At 50.6% G+C, this 17,669-nt stretch carries 14 protein-coding genes; 11 read left to right on the top strand and 3 right to left on the bottom strand.

Going from position 1 to position 17,669, the window contains the following annotated elements; all coding sequences use genetic code 11:
* Positions 1–321 precede the first annotated feature (321 nt).
* Together QZR21_RS00455 and QZR21_RS00450 are read left to right on the top strand one after the other, a co-directional pair.
* A complete protein-coding gene (locus tag QZR21_RS00455; RefSeq protein ID WP_296096218.1) occupies positions 322–1,809 on the top strand; it encodes an aldehyde dehydrogenase family protein in 1,488 nt (495 codons plus the stop codon).
* 233 nt (positions 1,810–2,042) lie between these two features.
* Positions 2,043–2,510, top strand: a complete 468-nt coding sequence (locus QZR21_RS00450; protein ID WP_296096216.1) for a Fur family transcriptional regulator — start codon at positions 2,043–2,045, stop codon at positions 2,508–2,510.
* A gap of 1,090 nt (positions 2,511–3,600) precedes the next feature.
* On the opposite strand, the gene QZR21_RS00445 is transcribed toward QZR21_RS00450, so the two are convergent.
* On the bottom strand, positions 3,601–3,885 hold the full coding sequence (locus QZR21_RS00445) for a GIY-YIG nuclease family protein (RefSeq protein WP_296096215.1): 285 nt from the start codon (positions 3,883–3,885) through the stop codon (positions 3,601–3,603).
* A 952-nt stretch (positions 3,886–4,837) separates the two neighbouring features.
* On the opposite strand from QZR21_RS00445, the gene QZR21_RS00440 reads away from it, so the two are divergent.
* The 5 genes from QZR21_RS00440 (at position 4,838) to udp (ending at position 12,454) form a co-directional block, all read left to right on the top strand.
* Positions 4,838–6,142: an S-layer homology domain-containing protein gene (locus tag QZR21_RS00440; protein ID WP_296096213.1), complete on the top strand. Its 1,305-nt coding sequence runs from the start codon at positions 4,838–4,840 to the stop codon at positions 6,140–6,142.
* Between the two features lie 1,780 nt (positions 6,143–7,922).
* Positions 7,923–9,176, top strand: a complete 1,254-nt coding sequence (locus tag QZR21_RS00435; protein WP_296973162.1) for an S-layer homology domain-containing protein — start codon at positions 7,923–7,925, stop codon at positions 9,174–9,176.
* Between the two features lie 467 nt (positions 9,177–9,643).
* Positions 9,644–10,990, top strand: coding sequence for a hemolysin family protein (locus QZR21_RS00430; RefSeq protein ID WP_296096210.1), 1,347 nt, complete (start codon positions 9,644–9,646; stop codon positions 10,988–10,990).
* On the top strand, positions 10,987–11,454 hold the full coding sequence (locus QZR21_RS00425) for a hypothetical protein (protein WP_296096208.1): 468 nt from the start codon (positions 10,987–10,989) through the stop codon (positions 11,452–11,454). Before QZR21_RS00430 ends, QZR21_RS00425 begins: the two co-directional genes overlap by 4 nt.
* Positions 11,455–11,650: 196 nt before the next feature.
* On the top strand, positions 11,651–12,454 hold the full coding sequence (gene udp / locus QZR21_RS00420; RefSeq protein ID WP_296096206.1) for a uridine phosphorylase: 804 nt from the start codon (positions 11,651–11,653) through the stop codon (positions 12,452–12,454).
* 497 nt (positions 12,455–12,951) lie between these two features.
* Here the strand turns inward: udp and QZR21_RS00415 are convergent, their stop codons facing one another.
* Entirely contained in the window at positions 12,952–13,836 is an 885-nt protein-coding gene (locus QZR21_RS00415) for an AraC family transcriptional regulator (RefSeq protein ID WP_296096205.1), read from the bottom strand.
* A 164-nt stretch (positions 13,837–14,000) separates the two neighbouring features.
* Between QZR21_RS00415 and QZR21_RS00410 the strand changes: the two genes are divergently transcribed.
* The 4 genes from QZR21_RS00410 to QZR21_RS00395 all read left to right on the top strand — a co-directional run bounded on the left by QZR21_RS00410 (position 14,001) and on the right by QZR21_RS00395 (position 16,885).
* Entirely contained in the window at positions 14,001–14,429 is a 429-nt protein-coding gene (locus tag QZR21_RS00410) for a DNA starvation/stationary phase protection protein (protein ID WP_296096204.1), read from the top strand.
* Positions 14,430–14,958: 529 nt separating this feature from the next.
* Positions 14,959–15,219 (top strand): hypothetical protein, encoded by a 261-nt coding sequence (locus QZR21_RS00405; protein WP_296096202.1) that lies wholly within the window; start codon positions 14,959–14,961, stop codon positions 15,217–15,219.
* An 87-nt stretch (positions 15,220–15,306) separates the two neighbouring features.
* Positions 15,307–15,981, top strand: a complete 675-nt coding sequence (locus QZR21_RS00400; protein ID WP_296096200.1) for a Pr6Pr family membrane protein — start codon at positions 15,307–15,309, stop codon at positions 15,979–15,981.
* 85 nt (positions 15,982–16,066) lie between these two features.
* On the top strand, positions 16,067–16,885 hold the full coding sequence (locus tag QZR21_RS00395) for a hypothetical protein (protein ID WP_296096198.1): 819 nt from the start codon (positions 16,067–16,069) through the stop codon (positions 16,883–16,885).
* A 541-nt stretch (positions 16,886–17,426) separates the two neighbouring features.
* Here QZR21_RS00395 and QZR21_RS00390 read toward each other — a convergent pair.
* Positions 17,427–17,669, bottom strand: a 243-nt coding sequence (locus QZR21_RS00390; RefSeq protein WP_296973155.1) for a hypothetical protein, incomplete at its 5' end; no start/stop codon positions are given.

Below are 17,669 nucleotides of genomic sequence, written 5' to 3'. Positions count from 1 at the left end.
AGAGCCATGTCCGGAGGACAGAGCCTCGGCCAAAGGCCGCTGCCTTCCCTTTTATAACCCGCCATGCCTTATAACTATATCGATTCTGTTGAATAACATACCATTCCATGGTATACTGATGTCACAGCACCTGTTCCGAGAGAAAGTGACCATCGTACAGTATGAAAAGTTGTATTTCTTTTCGGTCCGCTGTGAGATATTACCGCTGAACCATCGGACAATCGTATAAATTTCAGTGGAAAATTATAGGGAGAGAGAAGGCCCTGGCCGCCAGGCCATAGCCCTTTCTTCTCCCATTCTTCGAAAGGAAGGTATTTTCCTATGGCAAAAGCAGACATTCAGAATGAGTACGGCCTTTTCATTAATGGCGAATTTGTTCCCGCCGGCGATGGCACTACCTTTGACGCCCACAACCCGGCCAACGGCGAACGGCTGGCTTCCTTCGCTGAAGCTACCAAAGAAGACGTGGACAAAGCTGTGAAAGCAGCAAGAGCTGCCCTTCCCGCCTGGTCCAAGACATCTCCCATTGAAAGGCAGAATATCCTTTTAAAGATTGCAGACATCATTGATGCCAATGCAGACCATCTGGCACTGGTGGAAACACTGGACAACGGCAAGCCTATCCGCGAGACCAAGGCTGCCGATATTCCCCTGGGCAGCGACCATTTCCGCTACTTCGCCGGCTGCCTCCGGGCATGGGAAGGCTCTGCCACCATGCTCGATGACAATACCCTGTCCCTCATCCTCCATGAACCGGTAGGTGTGGTAGGTCAGGTCATTCCCTGGAACTTCCCCTTCACCATGGCATGCTGGAAACTGGCTCCGGCCCTGGCCGCAGGCAACACCATTGTCATTAAACCGTCCTCCCATACATCCCTGTCCCTCATGGAATTCACCCGTCTCATCCAGGACGTACTTCCGAAGGGCGTACTGAACGTAATCACCGGCAAAGGCTCCAAATCCGGCCAGTGGCTCCTGGACCATCCGGACCTGGATAAGCTCGCATTCACCGGCTCCACCGAAGTGGGCCACGGCGTATACCAGGCTGCCTGCGACAAGCTCATTCCTGTCACCCTGGAACTGGGCGGCAAATCCGCAAACATCGTATTCGACGATGCTGACCTTGCCCAGGCCGTAGACGGTGCCTGCAAGGGCATCCTCTTCAACCAGGGCCAGGTATGCTGCGCCGGCTCCCGCCTTTTCGTACAGGAAGGCATTTTCGATAAATTCCTGAAACACCTGAAAGCCACCTTCGAAAGCGTCAAGATCGGCGATCCTACAGACCCCTCCACCCAGCTGGGCGCCCAGATTTACAAAGCCCAGCAGGATAAAGTCCTGAAGTACGTACAGATCGGCATCCAGGAAGGAGCAAAGCTCATCACCGGCGGCGAACGGTACACCGAAAACGGCTGTGATAAGGGCTTCTTCATGAAACCGACCATCCTTGTCACCGACAACCCGAACGACCGGGTATGCCAGGAAGAAATCTTTGGACCGGTGGTTGTTGTCCAGAAATTCAGGACTGCCGATGAAGTCATCGCCCTGGCTAACGACAGCGTCTATGGCTTAGGCGGCGCCGTGTTCACAAAGAACATCAATACCGCCCTGAAAGTAGCCCGCGGCGTACGGACCGGCCGTATGTGGGTCAATACCTACAACGACCTCCCCGCAGGCGCTCCCTTCGGTGGCTACAAACAGTCCGGCATCGGCCGTGAAACCCACAAGGTCATCCTGGAACACTACAGCCAGCTGAAGAACATCTACATCAACCTCAAAGAAGGAGTCAGCGGCATGTACGATATCAAATAAGTAGTGCCTGTAAGAAAACCGGGACAGTGAGAAATCACTGGCCGCGGTTTTTTGATGCAGCAGGTGAGCATAGGACTCCACCGCAGGACAGTATCACAGCGGCAGGGCTGCGGGTACACTCGACCTCATCGTGTCCCATTCTTTTACTTTTTCTTGACCAATCGGTCAAAAAACCATATAATGAAACTATATAGTATACTATGTAATTAATCCGCGGGAATGCGGAGGAAGAAATGGGTAATCATCATATGGGAAATTACGAAGAAATCCTGGTCCGGAAGCATTTGAAAAGGACAAAAGCCAGGGTCATGATCATGAAAGTCCTGGACAAAAGCCTTCCCATGACGGCCGGAGAAGTGTATGAAGCGGTGCGGGGCAAAGACACCCGCCTCAGCCTGTCCACGGTGTATCGGAACTGCGAAGCCCTGGCGGAAAAAGGCCTGCTCCTACGCTCCACCATGCTGGATGACGGCCTTACCCGTTACGAATACGCCCAGGGCACGCCGGTACACCACGCCATCTGCCTCTCCTGTCACAAAATCTTTCCGGTGGACGTGGAACTGGAAAAGGGATACGAACGGTACATGGACAGGGAATACGGCTTCGAAGCGGTAGAACCGAGAGTAGAAATCTACGGCTACTGCAAAGACTGCCGGGCCAGCGGAAAAGACAAAGCTTATAAAGAAAAAATGGGACTGTAAAGAAAAGCAGCATCGGAATGGAGCGGCCATTCCGATGCTGCTTTCTTTATATTTAAATGGCGGTGAGTGCGTATAAAAATCAGGAATGAGGAATTAGGAATGAGGAATGGTGGTGGCGGCGCACAAATCAGGAAGCGCCGCCTTTTGAGTCCCCACTGCGGCTCCGCCGCCTTTTCTCCCACCAGTTGAAATGACGGGGGCGAGTAGAGTGGGCTTCAAGGAGACGGTTTCAGTATAATGATACTTTCCCTCTAGCGACGGCCGAGCCCTAAAAGGAAAGCGCTTTATTGTGCAGAAAAAGCGCCAACTTGGGCCCGGCTCGGAGGTCCTATGCAGGACCTCCGCATTTCGAGCGGAGGTAAACGCCGGATTGTTGAAGAACATAAGAATCGTATGTGAGAGAGAGTCGAGAAATCTCCCGGATATATGACTATGACGGTGTTGCAGCTCCTGAATCCGGGGGGAAAAGCCCTGTAATCCCGAACACAAGAAAGATTTCGGGGCTCGTCGAAGCTGTAGCGATTTTTGTCAGAAGAGTCATACAGCATGCTCACACCGCTCGAAATGACGAGGGGCGGAATCTGTCATTTTTCAGAAATACCGTTATTTTTCTGGTGGCTATATCCTCCTAACGTCATTTCGAGCGGTGGTAAGCGCCGGAATGAGGATAACTGTAAAAATCGTATGTGAGAAGGAGTCGAGAAATCTCCCAGGAAAATGCCTGTGACGGTGTTACAACTCTAATATCACGGGGAATGACCTGTATTCCCAAACGCAAGAAAGATTTCTCGACTCGTCGAAGCTGTAGCGATTCTTGACGGTAGAGTTATACCGCATTCTTCCACCGCTCGAAATGACGGGGTGTGGAAGATGATTATTTGCTGCTTACCGTTTTCCGGCTTTTTTTCTATGACCTTACCTCGTCATTTCGAGCGGAGGTAAGCGCCGGAATGAGGATAACTGTAAAAATAGTATGTGAGAAGGAGTCGAGAAATCTCCCAGCTAAATGACTATGACGGTGTTGCAGCTCCTGAATCCGGAGGAAAGCCCTGTATTCCTGAAATCACTCAGATGAATGCCTGTGACGGTGTTACACCCACTGACTGGCCAGGTTGATCCATTCGGGGTTCATTCTTTCGATAAGGGCAACCTTTTTGGCACGGGACCAGGATTTTAATTGTTTCTCTCGAAGGATGGCCTCCCTGATATCGTTGTACTGTTCAAAATACACCAGGGAATGCAGGTGGTATCGTTTCGTGAATCCGTCATTAACTTCAGAGAAATGCTCCGCATACCGGCGCCGGAGGTCATTGGTGACACCAATGTAAAGGGTAGTCTTTAATACATTAGTCAATATATACACGTATCCCATCATGCAGCCTCCTTTATTGCGAATTGCTGCCTGTATCATAGCAATTCCTGCCATGGCGGTAAACAGGAGGAAGGGGTCATTTTTCTGACATACAGTATTTATCCCAGATACTCCATCCCCTAACGTCGGCCGGGCCTGGAAAAATGCCTTTGACGGTGTGACAGCTCCTGAATCCGGAGAAAATCCCTGTATTCTCGAACACAAGAAAGATTTCTCGGCTCCTCGAAGCTGTAGTGATTCTTGACAGTAGAGTCATACGGCATACTACCACCGCTCGAAATGACGAGGGGCGGAATCTGTCATTTTTCAGAAATACCGTTATTTTTCTGGTGGCTATATCCTCCTAACGTCATTTCGAGCGGTGGTAAGCGCCGGAATGAGGATAACTGTAAAAATCGTATGTGAGAAGGAGTCGAGAAATCTCCCAGGAAAATGCCTGTGACGGTGTTACAACTCTAATATCACGGGGAATGACCTGTATTCCCAAACGCAAGAAAGATTTCTCGACTCGTCGAAGCTGTAGCGATTTTTAACGATGGAGTCATACGGCATGATCACACCGCTCGAAATGACGGGGAGCGGGAAGCGTCATCATTCCGGAACGTCGTACTCACAATGTTGCCTCTATTCCTCTGCCTGCAATACGTGTTTACAAATACATTACCTTACTCTAATAATATATAGTGGATATCCCATAAAATACAGGATATTTAGATGTAATAAATAAGGAAACTGATTTGTTATAATAATAAGATCATAGTAAACGTTTGTTAAATTCTAATAATCGTGGTATAATGGTTTCGGCTGCAAAGGGGTTCCTGCTTTGCGGCGGAAGTGAAGAGGGAGGAAGGCGCAGAGGAAACACGGTCACTCGAGCAATCCATTTCTTCCGAACCGCTTCTAAGAATACAGGGACAGCACATTTCCCATATATTTCATAGAAGGAGCGAAGAACATGAAAAAGATTCTCGCAATCGCAGCAGTAGCTGCACTGGCAGCTGGCGTATCCGCATACGCAGCAAACCCGTTTTCCGATGTAACCCCCGATGACTGGGCTTATCAGGCAGTATCCGACCTTTCCGACCAGGGCGTCGTAGAAGGCTATCCGGACGGCACCTTCAAAGGTGAACGTAACATGACCCGTTACGAACTGGCTCAGATCATCGCCCGCCTCATGGCTAAAGAAGACCAGCTGAACGCTGAACAGCGTGCCACACTGGATAAACTGGCTGGCGAATACGCTGACGAACTGGCTAACCTGGGCGTTCGCGTAGGCAACCTGGAAAAGAAAGTGGGCAACCTCTACTGGTCCGGCGATGCTCGTATGCAGTACCAGCATAACCTGGACGGCGCTAAAGACCACAGCGACACCTGGAACGGCCGTATGCGTATTAACGTAAAGGCTGACGTCAATGACAAGGTAACTGTGAATGGCCGTTTCGTCAATGAAATGGATTTCAAAGGCGGCGATGACAGCAATACATACATGAATCGTCTGTATACTGAATGGACACCAACCGATCAGACCTATGTACGCATTGGCCGTCAGGGCGTAGCTCTTGACCAGACCGGCACATTCTGGGATGAAGATGGCGAATACGACGGCATCACCGCTGGCTGGGACAATGGCAAGATCGGCATCGATGCAGGCTATGGTTATCTGAAATCCGCTGAAAACGCTTGGAAATATGGCGAAGACGAAATCGGAAAAGCTTATACCGCAAAGAGCAAGACTGAAAACTGGTTTGCAAAACTGACCGGCCACGTAGCTGACGGTGCTGATATTTCTGCTTTCTACCTGGACAGCCGCGATGGTGATTATGATGTTTACAAGGGCAAAGACCTCTCCACCTGGGGTGCTGGCGCAACCATCGGTCTCAGCCACAGCAACTTCACCCTCGATGGCGACTATGTAAAGACAAAGAATGCAAAGAATGGTACCAAAGACGCAGCTCTTTGGACTGCAGGCCTCACCTATGGCGCTGTAGATACCGATAAACCAGGTACCTGGCAGCTGGGTGCACACTATGTAAAGGCTGATGCTGGCTCCTACCTCCTTGGCAACTCCGCCCTGGACCTCACCGACCAGCTTGACTATGGATTTGACGAAAACGCTGACGTTCATTTCTGGGTAGCCCGCGCAGGCGTAGCTCTCCAGAAGGGTGTTGAACTGGACGCTTACTACAACTTCGCAGCTAAAGCTTCCGGCGCAGAAGACCCCGATGACACCTGGGGCGTTGAACTGAACTACGCATTCTAATCGAATCCGGTTCGGACACATCAATAAAAAAGACTCCTTCGGGAGTCTTTTTTATTGCAGGAAAGAGATGGCACGGAAAAAATTAGGAATGAGGAATTAGGAATGAGGAATGGTGGTGGCGGCGCACAAAATGGGAAGCGCCGCCTTTTGAGTCCCAACCGTGGCTTCGCCGCTGGTGAAATCTGCAGAAAGCCCTGTAATCCCGAACACAAGAAAGATTTCTCGACTCATCGAAGCTGTAGCGATTCTTGACAGTAGAGTCATACGGCATGCTTCCACTGTTCGAAATGACGGGTTTGGGATAGGAAAATATACAGGAAAAACGTTTACAGAAAAATGATACCTTCCCTCACCTCGTCATTTCGAGCGGAGGTAAGCGCCGTGGTGAGTGTACCCATAAGAATCGTATGTGAGAAAGAGTCGAGAAATCTCTCAGGTAAATGCCTGTGACGGTGTTACAACTCTAATACTATGGGGAAATGATCTGTAATCCCGAACACAAGAAAGATTTCGGGGCTCGCCGAAGCTGTAGCGGTTCTTGACGGTAGGGTCATACGGCATGCTTCCACTGCTCGAAATGACGGGTTTGGGGTAGGGAAATATACAGGAAAAACGTTTACAGAAAAATGATACCTTCCCTATAACGTCATTTCGAGCGGAGGTAAGCGCCGTGGTGAGTGTACCAATAAGAATCGTATGTGAGAGAGAGTCGAGAAATCTCTCAGATAGATGCTTGTGACGGTGTTACAACTCTAATATCATGGGGAAATGATCTGTATTCCCGAACACAAGAAAGATTTCTCGACTCATCGGAGCTGTAGCGATTCTTGACAGTAGTGTCATGCCGCATGCTGCCACCGCTCGAAATGACAGGGGAGCGGGAAAAGTCGTCTCTCTGGAACACCGTAATCGCAATGGTGACGCTATCCCTCCTTCGTCATTTCGAGCGGAGGTAAGCGTCGGAATGAAGATGATTGTAAGAATCGTATGTGAGAAAGAGTCGAGAAATCTCTCTGGTAAATGGTTGTGACGGTGTTACAACTCTAATATCATGGGGAAATGATCTGTAATCCCGAACACAAGAAAGATTTCTCGGCTCCTCGAAGCTGTAGCGATTCTTAGTGGTAGAGTCATACGGCATGCTTCCACCGCTCGAAATGACGGGTTTGGGATAGGAAAATATACAGGAAAAACGTTTACAGAAAAATGATACCTTCCCTCACCTCGTCATTTCGAGCGGAGGTAAGCGCCGTAGTGACTGTATCCATAAAAATCGTATGTGAGAGAGAGTCGAGAAATCTCCCAGCTAAATGCCTGTGACGGTGTTACACCTCTAACATCAAGGGGAAATGACCGGTATGACTCTATCCCTGCCCTGTGTGCTTATAGAAAATCTTTATATCATCTACCAAGTAAAATTGAATAGCAGTCACTTTATTAGAAAGACCGTTGCTTGTACTCTGGACAGAAATCTCGTATTTATCGAAGTTTTCACGAAAAGGTAAAGAAAAAAATTAAAAATAGTACACCTATACAGAAGCCTGCGTAAAAGGGGCTGACACAGTACTTACGTAAGGAAACCTTGATTTTACTCGATGCTTATGTTAATCTCTACATAGACCAAGGTCCCACCCTCGGGACGGTAGTCAGGGTCAGTACGTGAAGAAGCTTGCTGAGGAAACACGGTCACTCGAGCGGGCGCCGATTCACCGAACTCCCGGTAGGAAAAATAGAGGGACATCATTTCTTTTTATTTTTTTCTTATAAGGAGCGAAGAACTATGAAAAAGATTCTCGCAATCGCTGCTGTAGCAGCACTCACCGCTGGCGTATCCGCTTACGCTGCAAATCCTTTCTCCGATGTAACCCCTGATGACTGGGCTTACCAGGCAGTATCCGACCTCTCCGACCAGGGCGTTGTAGAAGGTTATCCGGACGGCACCTTCAAAGGTGAACGTAACATGACCCGTTACGAACTGGCTCAGATCATCGCCCGCCTCATGGCTAAAGAAGACCAGCTGAACGCTGAACAGCGTGCCACACTGGATAAACTGGCTGGCGAATACGCTGACGAACTGGCTAACCTGGGCGTTCGCGTAGGCAACCTGGAAAAGAAAGTGGGCAACATTTACTGGTCCGGCGATGCTCGTATGCGTTATAGAGATAACAGCGTAGGCAATGATACTTGGGACGGCCGTATGCGTATCAATGTTGAAGGACAGGTTAATGATACCACCACCGTTAATGGCCGCCTGACCTATAACATGAACTTCAAAGACAGCACCAAAGATAGCGGCGTATACATGGATACACTGAATGTTAAACATCAGTTTGGCGACTTCGCTGTAACCCTTGGCCGTTATGCTAACAACTTTGGCAACGAATACTCTTGGCGTTTTGGCGATTCCCACAACTTCGACGGTGCTGAACTGTCCTATGCTAAGGATGCATTCAATGCAAAAGTAGGCTTTGGCCAGTGGGATACCGACTACACTGTAGATCAGAAAGCAGCGATGGATGATCAGGATGCTTTCTATGCAAAAGCTGGTTATGACTTCAACTTCGCTAAACTGGGCGTTGACTATGTAAAATTCCAGGGCAACAATACTGCAAAACAGAGCTTCTCTGGCAATGATGAACTTCTGGGCGTTGACCTGAGCATTCCGTTCGCACAGAAATGGGCTGTACTTGGTGAATACGTAAAGAACACCAATACCCAGTTCTCCAAGGATGACGCTTGGAACGCTGGTATCAGCTACGGCGTAGCTAACTGGAAGAAACCGGGCACCTTCAACATCAACGTGATGTACAATGATATCGGTGGAGCTACCTACTTCGGCGGCACTGGCATTGGCACCGATATGCTCGACAACCTCAAAGATGGCAACAAAGAACTCAAGTTCTGGAATATTGGCACTGATGTAACCCTCGCTAAGAACGTTCAGCTCCATGGTGAATATGCATTCGACGCTGATCTGACCAACTCCGAAGATCCGGACGATGCTTGGACCGTTTCCCTGAACTACAAATTCTAATTTCTAAGAAATCAGAATACAGTTCCATAAACAAGAAAGAAGCTCCCTTTTGGGGGGCTTCTTTTTTATGTCATTTGGGCGATTGCGGGTATATGGAATCTTCTTATTAATTAGGAATGAGGAATCCGGGATGAGAAATGGTGGTAGCGGCGCACAAAATGGGAGGCGCCGCCTTTTGAATCACCACCGCGGCTCCGCCGCTGAATCTGTTTGATATCGGACGGTCTGATTAATAGCTGAAGTCTCCACTGCCGTAAGCATGCAGGCCTTAGAGAAGGGCCGCGGCAAAGCTGCAGGATGGATTGATGGAATGGGGCGGCGAAGCCGCTGAACCGCAACTCTCAAATCTCAACTCTGAAATCTTTCATATTCCCGGTTGCCACATTGCCCCGGACACAATCCGTTCTTCCCTATGATATAATAAAGCCAGTAACAGGCTCTGTTTTGATAAGGAGGAAGCAGCAGATATGGACGACGGCCACATATGGCTTGAACTTTGCATCATTGTTTTACTGGTATTGGGAAATGGGGTGTGCTCCCTGGCGGAAATCGCCATCGTCGGGGCCCGGAAGACGAAGCTCCAGGAGATGATCGACGAAGGGAATAAGAATGCCGCCTATGCCCTCATGCTGGCGGAGCGGAAGGAGGAGCTTTTCTCCACCATCCAGGTAGGCATTACCACCATCAGCATCATTACCGGTATGTTCTCCGGCGCTTCCCTGTCGGGGCCCCTGGGGCGGGAGCTGGCAAAGATTCCTTTTCTTGCCCCCTATGCCCAGGCGGTGAGCGTGGTGGTGGTGATGGTGCTGGTCACCTATTTCTCCCTCATCATCGGGGAACTGGCGCCGAAGTGGATTGCCATCGCCATTCCGGAAAAGGCGGCGTGCTTCGTGGCCCGGCCCATGATCATCATGGCCACCATCTGCAAGCCACTGGTCCTCTTTTCCACCTGGTCCACAAAAATGGTGGTGGGCCTCCTTGGTATCAAAATGGGCGGCGAGCAGCCGGTGTCGGAGGAAGAAATCAAGGTGCTCCTCCAGCAGGGCGCCCGCCTCGGTACCTTCGATAAGGAGGAACCGGAAATCATTGATAATGTGTTCGAGCTGAATGACCGCACCGCAGCGGACTGCATGACCGCCCGGCCCCAGCTCACCTGGATCGACCTGGAGGACAGCGAGAAGAAGATCTGGTCCGACGTGATGGATTCCTCCCATTTCCGCCTTCCCGTGGGGAAGGGGTCCTTGGACGATTTCAAGGGCCTGGCGGACCTGTCGGAGGTCCTCATGGACCAGCATCTCCATCCGGGAAAACCCCTGAAGCAGTCCCTCATGGAAAATGTCCATGCTCCGGTCTATATCCCGGAAACGTTGACACTCACGAAGGTACTGAAGCTTTTCAAGTCCCGGGGGGTCCACGAAGCCATCGTCATCGATGAGTACGGAACCCTGTCCGGCCTCATCACCCTCCACGATGTGCTGGAGGAAATCGTGGGCGACATGCCGGGGGACAGGGAGGACATGCTGGAGGAACAGAATAAGTTCATCCGGCGGTCCGAGAATTCCTGGCTCGTGGAGGGGCTCTGCTCCATTGACGATTTCCGGGAATATTTCCACATGGAAGAAGAACTTCCGGGAGAAGCGGAAGGATACTATAAGACACTGGGAGGATTTATCACCTACCTCCTTGGCTATATACCGAAGGAAACAGAAAAGGCCGTGTACGGCCCTTTCACCTTTGAGGTCATGGACTGCGATAACCATCGGGTGGATAAGGTGCTCGTAACGAAGCGTAAGCAGAAGAAGGGAGAAGAATGATGGATACGGAAGACAAGAAACTGACCCTGCCGCAGCGGCTGGCAAAACAGGAAGAAGAATTGAAGGAAAACCAGGGATTCCTGCAGACCTACATGCTGTCCCCAAGCCCCGATTTCCGTCCCGCCGAGGAGGAACGGATCCGGGAGATTTCCCAGCTTGCCGATGAAATGATGGGCATGCTGGAGGAAATCATCCAGGCCAATGAGGATAAGCAGGAAGACGAAGGCATGGATGAAGATGTGAACCTGGAATACAAGACCCATACCCTGGGCGACCCGGACGGGGAAGATAATATCGAAGGGGACTGGAATATCGATGAAAAGGAAATGATCCCCATCAGCGAAGCCGAAACCCTGCCGGAGGCGGAAGAACTGCTGTCCAAAAAAGAAAAGAAGGGCAAAAAAGGCAAAAAGGGAAAGAAATCGAAAAAAGGAAAGAAGAGCAGGAAAAGTAAAAAGGAATGAGAAACCCCACGGGCTGCGGCTTGATGCAGATACGTTCCATGCCGCAGACTGCAGCCCTTTTCCTGGGTTCCACCCCTTCGGTGCATCTATCCCCGGTCCTTTGGACTGCCCCTTCTCTAAGGGGGCACGTGCATAACGATAGAGCCGGCAGGGGAAATCGATTGGTCCGGATTATATCATTTCAGGAGGTCCATTCATGGTCCATTATGCAGAAAAGACGGAAGTCATGTATCATACCGGCCTGTCCGGCGAAATGATCGACGGCGCCCGGTATGCCCTGGTGCCCGGGGATCCGGGCCGGGTGGAGGGACTGGCAAAGGCCCTGGACGAAGGGGCTTCCTTTGTGGAGAGCCACCGGGATTTCACCACCTGGAAAGCAAAGGTCAGCGGGGAGATGGTGCTCGTCATGTCCACCGGCATGGGAGGCCCCTGCGTCACCTTCGCCGTGGAGGAACTGGCCCGTCTGGGGGTAAAGACCTTCATCCGCGTAGGCACTACGGGATCCATACAGGAGGACCTGAATCTGGGGGACCTGGTCATCAATAAGGGCGCCGTCCGGCAGGATGGGGCGTCCAAAGCCTATGCACCGGCTGAATACCCGGCCATGGCGGACATGCGGGTGACCTTGGCCCTGGAAGAGGCGGCGAGGTCCCTCCATGTGCCCTTCAAGACGGGCATTTCCGTATCCACCGACAGCTTTTGGCCGGGGCAGGAACGGTACGACAGCTTCTCCAGCTACGTGCGCCGGTCCCTCCAGGGGAGCCTGGAAGAGTACCGTCACCTGGGATGTACGAATTTTGAAATGGAAAATGCCACACTCTTCACCCTCTGCTCCGTCATGGGCCTCTCGGCGGGCTCCGTGTGCGGGGTAGTGGCGAAGCGGATTGACAGCGAAGCCGTGGCACCCCATGAGGTCTACGAAGAAGCAGAAAAGCGTTTCCGGCAGGTGGCAAAACGGGCACTCACCATGCTCATCGGCCACTTTATGGTGACGTTGTGATCAAAAAAGAGCCCTGAAAATGGTAAGTCATTTTCAGGGCTCTTTTTTTGATGGGTCAATGTTTATTGTGTGTATAGCCTATCCCTGTCACTTCGAGCGGTGGCAGTATGCATGGTGACGATACAGATAAAATCTCTGCAGCTTCGAGGAGCCTCGAAATCTTTCTTGTATTCGGGAATACAGGTTTTCCCTTCCGAATTCAAGAGTTGTAACACCGTCATGGTCATTTCTCCGGGAGATTTCTCGGCTCTCTCTCACATACGATTTTTACGGCTACAGTCACCACGGCGCTTACCACCGCTCGAAATGACGCTTTCGGGTAGAGGCATACTACAGGTAACGTACAGTAATTATTTCTATCCACCCCTCCGTCATGTCGAGCGGGACCAGCATGCCTGGCGGCTGTACAGCGTTGTTTAAAAGTGAAGAGAGAAGCGTAAAGGGGGAAGAAGCAGCATTCTACGGCGCAGCCGCGGGATTTCAACGTTTCACCCCATTCAAATCTTCCTGGCTGCGGCCCGGTATTCCCGGGGTGTCATGTGGAAGCTCTGGCGGAAGAGTTTTGTGAAGTAGCTCTGGCTGGTGAATCCGCAGGTATAGGCGATGTCAGCAATGGGGGTATCCTCCTTTTCCAGGAGGCTTTTGCTCACGCCGAGGCGGTACTCATTCACATAATCGATGGGGGAAAGGCCGATGTAGGTCCGGAAGAGGCTGCTGCACTTGCTCTTCGACACCTGTCCGGCGGCGGCAATGGCGTCCAGGGTGATTTTCTCTCCAAAGTTTTCATTGATGTAGTGAATCATGCGCTTCTGGGTTTCCCGGTCTTCCCGGGAGGGCAGGGGCTTTTTTGCGTCTTCCGGCGGAAAGGCCTGGCAGAGGCGGTACAGCAGGAGATGGAGGGAAGCGGCAATCCGGAGGCCCTTGAAGGGGTCTGTAGAGGATTCTTCGTCTTTTATTTCCCCTATCAGGGAATGAACAGCTGGGGAAAGGGAATGGCCGGCAGGCAGGAGGAGGCAGGCCTTCTCTCCACTGTCAAAGAAGGGGTGGATGAGCCGGCGGCGGATGTCCGCTTCCCTGGTGAGGAGGGCGGGGTCCATAAGGATCCGGATGAGCCGGGTCCCTTCCTCATGGATCAGGTCGTGGTGGAGAATCCCCGGAAGCACAATGAGTACGTCCCCTTCGTGGAGGACCATCCGGGATTCATTGACCTGGAAAGACAGATTTCCTTCCAGCACGTAGAGGCATTCTGCCTCTTTGTGATAATGGCCGAGGGGGCTGCCGCCGGGAGTATGGGATGCCGTCTCTTCGGCGGCATAGAAATCCCTGGCAGGACTACCGGGAAGGGCTGGGATCCTGGGCAGGGGAATGGCGCTGCTTTTCATTGTAAGGACTCCTTTATAAAAACGATATAGTTACAAAAATAAGAAAAATAGTGCTATTTAAATCAATATTTTCACGATATAATTATATCAGAAATCGAGAGAAATGAATATGATTTCTGAAAGAAAAACAGCAAAAACCATTTTTATATAAGGAGGAACCTATCATGGAAAAATTACTGAACAGACTGCTTGCTGACCTGGTGGTGGAATACCATAAACTCCAGAGCTATCACTGGTATCTCAAAGGCTACCACTTCTTCGATGACCATCCGAAGCTGGAAAGCTACTACGACATGGTGGCCGGCATGGTGGACGGCGTGGCGGAAGACATGCTGAAGCTGTCTTTGAAACCGGAATCCACGCTGAAAGGATTCCTTGCCATCACCGCCATTCAGGAAGCGAAAAATAAAGAAGTCACCTCGGAAGAAGCCTTCGCTTCTGTCCTCGCCGACTTCAAAGTTCTCCGGGACGACGTACTGGCTGTAAAGAAAGCGACCGATGAAGAAGGAGACTACCTCACCTCCGCCCTCATGGATGACTACATCGAAAGCTTCTACAAAGAAATCTGGATGCTGGGACAGGTACTGAAATAAAGAGAATTGAGATTTGAGGAAAGAGAATTGAGGTCCCGCGGCTTCGCCGCCAAACGTTAGCCCTCCCTTGCTTGCAAGGGGGGACCGCGTAAGCGGTGGATGGGTTGCTGCGAAGCGGTTGAGATTCTCCGTACTTCACAACAATCCAACTTTCCATTCATTTTCTGGTTCCATACCAGTCAAAAAAGAGCCCGCTGCGATTGATAGAATCGCAGCAGGCTCTTTTTCACGTATTATTTTTACATCTCCTCATTCCGGTGCATACCGCCGCTCGAGATGACGAGGGAGGAGGAGTGCCATTCTGCTGAAAACGTAATTGCTGCTATTGACTCTACCTGATCCCCGTCATTCACTCCTCAATCTTCACGCCTCACTCCTCACGAGCGGCCAGGTACTTTCCCAAAGGAATGGAGGGATTACACATGCATCCCAATCCCCCTATTGCCATTGACTGTGAAATCATTTAAAATAATAACGATATACTGTTCATGAAGTACCTGCTAAGCAGGGTAAAGGAGATTTTTCAAGCATGAGAGCACGTGGTCTTTTATTTGGCGTGGCTGTGGCCTTTTCCGTATGGAACCTTCTCACGAATGGCATCAATGTGCGGACTGTGGCTATCTGCGTCATGATTCTGGTATGCCTGGCAATGAATATTTATAACTACCATCAGAAGCAGCTGCAGCGGCAGGCGGCAGAGGCGGAAGTACGGGAAAAAGAAGAAGTCCGCCAGATGAGGGCAGAAGCCAGGAGAAAGCAGAACCGGAGAAACCGGAAGCATAGAAAATAAGAAAAATGGGATTTTCCCTGCTTTAGTACAGGCGGTTTTCATACAAAGGCCTTCGGGCCTTTTTCTGTTGTCCTTCGGGAGGTTTTTATGCCGGTGGCATTGATTTATCGGTGGGCGGTCTTTGTCCTGCTCATTCTGGGGCTGATTCTTCTTATGAAGCACAAGGTGCTGACGCCCTTTGTGTTCTGGTCCCGTATCCAGTACTATACATTCACCACATTCACCCTGTTCCTGGTATGGCTGGGGGCGACTCTCTTCCGGGCGCCGATTCCATTCCTCTATACCGCGGACTGCCGGTACATCGTGGCGGCGAGCCTGGGGACCCTGTCCCTCATGTATCACCTCATTGTCCGGCCCGGTGCCATCCGCACCCATAAGCTCAATGATATCAGCTATGAGCACTTCTCTTTTTACAATTATATTTTCCACTATTTCATCCCCATCCTTATGACGGTGGACTATATCTTCTTTGTGGATAAGACCGATATGCACTGGTACAGCATATTCACCTGGATGATATATCCCGCCTTTTATGTGGTCTTCGTTTATTTCCGGGCCTGGGTAACCATTGTGACCCACGGGAAATCCCATCTCTATCCCTACACGTTCATGGATCCCAACTTCCATGGCCCCCTGGAAATCACCCGGGGCGTCCTCATCGTGGGGGCCCAGTTCTTCATTATCGGCGTCTTCGTGTATGCCGTGGGCATGGGGCTCTTTTACCTGGGAATCCCGCCGCTGTCCCGGACTTATAATGGATAAGAATTCTCACTGACATAGAAGAAAATAAATGGTATAATAATGCCATTGTTGCAGTTCGATGCTTTTGCTTTAAGGAGTCTAATGTATGGCAAAGACAAATGAAACGAAGGATTTCGTGGATCATTCCTATCTGTATAAACCCTACCTGATCCTGGTGGCGGCAGCCTATATTCTCTGGGCCGCCTATGTCTGCTGGACCGGGTACTGGGGCATCGTCCACCATCGGGTGCCGGTGATTGACCTGGGCATGCAGGCAGCCCTCCTGTGGTGGCTCCTGGATACGACCCTCACGAAGACCGTATACCGCCTCGAAAAGGACCGGCTCTACATGCTGAAGACCGGCGTGGGACACAAGAAGGAACTGTCCATTCCCTATGAAAAAATTTTCGGGGTTCACCATTTCAAGAACCAGCTCATGAAGCCTGTAACCTACCGGTATACCTTCCATGAATATGCGAAGCTGGACAACCGCCCCATCTGGTCCCTGCTCTATGATATCGATAGCGATAAGAAGGTAGGCCGGGTGCTCATGAAGGCGTCCGAGGAATTCTGGAAGGAATTCGAGCGCCGCATGCCGGGGCAGATCCGGATTCCCCAGGAAGAAGTCATTACATTCACCTATAAGGCCATGGAAAAGAAACTCCGGGACCAGGGCTATTTCCAGGAACATCCGGAAATGTCCTTTGAAGAAGGCATCAAGCAGCTCCGTCAGAAGGGCACCGAAATGGGTGGCCGTGAAGACGAGCTGACCGCCGAAGATTTCCATGGGGAACAGGTGGAACTGGAGAACGGTACCAGTAAGGAAACCCTGGAAACCGCCCGCCGTAAGATGGAAGAAGCGGAAAAGGCCAGAACCGAAAAGGCAGAAAAAGAAGAAAAAACGGAAAAGGTAGAAAAGGCCTGAGGCCCTGTATAGAAGCAGTGGGAAATGGAAACCATTTCTCACTGTTTTTTTATTGCGCCATGCTGCCGGCAGGATACCTGGCTCCCCCTCCGAGGGAGCTGTCTGCGAAGCAGACTGAGGAGGGCATTTGCGTCGAAGACGCTGATTCGCTCAAGGCTATGTCTATAAGTGCCAACATGCCGGTCCTATGGCTTTAACAGTTTGGCACACTGAACCATTCAATGGCGCCTGTATTCATCATTTTGAACCGGAACCGTAAAGTTACCTTACTGATTCCCTCTGACCCGTTACAGGCTGTTTTAAGTACATTTTTGACGATTTTAACCGATGCGCCGGCAGATGTGGATGCCCTTGGAAAAGGCGGAAATGGCGGATCCGGTGGAAACCACCATCATAATAACAATTAAATTACTGTAATAAATACAATTATTAACAGTTTTACTGCTGATATATGGAGTGGCAGAATAGGAGTATAAAGAAACGAACAGGAATCATATGCGTTTTCTATCGTTTCCATGGATTCCCATGAAACCGGCTGGTTTCATGAATTACGCCCAAAGAAAGGGGGGAAAAAGAGGGCTGGGGAAAGGGATTTACGTTTCCTGCTATCATACTTTTCTGTTTTCCTTTTTCCCGTGATCCGGTTTTCCGTCGGAATCTGCGGAAGCCGGGAGTATGGGATTGGATGGCCGATGCAGAATGGCACCATCCCATTTCCGGCGGGTCCTGCTAAGGAAGCACTGATTAAATCGTTGTCAGATTTCATTCTTGGATTTTTATGCAA

The organism is uncultured Dialister sp. (assembly GCF_900541605.1).
GTDB lineage: Bacteria > Bacillota > Negativicutes > Veillonellales > Dialisteraceae > Dialister.
The sequence above is the reverse complement of the archived record's forward strand: the minus strand, read 5'-3'. Positions and strand labels throughout refer to the sequence as shown.

Coding starts and splice junctions, on each gene's coding strand:
- QZR21_RS00455 (WP_296096218.1), top strand. CDS start 322: ATGGCAAAAGCAGACATTCAGAATGAGTACGGCCTTTTCATTAATGGC.
- QZR21_RS00410 (WP_296096204.1), top strand. CDS start 14,001: ATGGAAAAATTACTGAACAGACTGCTTGCTGACCTGGTGGTGGAATAC.
- QZR21_RS00430 (WP_296096210.1), top strand. CDS start 9,644: ATGGACGACGGCCACATATGGCTTGAACTTTGCATCATTGTTTTACTG.
- QZR21_RS00445 (WP_296096215.1), bottom strand. CDS start 3,885: ATGATGGGATACGTGTATATATTGACTAATGTATTAAAGACTACCCTT.
- QZR21_RS00400 (WP_296096200.1), top strand. CDS start 15,307: ATGCCGGTGGCATTGATTTATCGGTGGGCGGTCTTTGTCCTGCTCATT.
- QZR21_RS00395 (WP_296096198.1), top strand. CDS start 16,067: ATGGCAAAGACAAATGAAACGAAGGATTTCGTGGATCATTCCTATCTG.
- udp (WP_296096206.1), top strand. CDS start 11,651: ATGGTCCATTATGCAGAAAAGACGGAAGTCATGTATCATACCGGCCTG.
- QZR21_RS00435 (WP_296973162.1), top strand. CDS start 7,923: ATGAAAAAGATTCTCGCAATCGCTGCTGTAGCAGCACTCACCGCTGGC.
- QZR21_RS00425 (WP_296096208.1), top strand. CDS start 10,987: ATGATGGATACGGAAGACAAGAAACTGACCCTGCCGCAGCGGCTGGCA.
- QZR21_RS00440 (WP_296096213.1), top strand. CDS start 4,838: ATGAAAAAGATTCTCGCAATCGCAGCAGTAGCTGCACTGGCAGCTGGC.
- QZR21_RS00405 (WP_296096202.1), top strand. CDS start 14,959: ATGAGAGCACGTGGTCTTTTATTTGGCGTGGCTGTGGCCTTTTCCGTA.
- QZR21_RS00415 (WP_296096205.1), bottom strand. CDS start 13,836: ATGAAAAGCAGCGCCATTCCCCTGCCCAGGATCCCAGCCCTTCCCGGT.
- QZR21_RS00450 (WP_296096216.1), top strand. CDS start 2,043: ATGGGTAATCATCATATGGGAAATTACGAAGAAATCCTGGTCCGGAAG.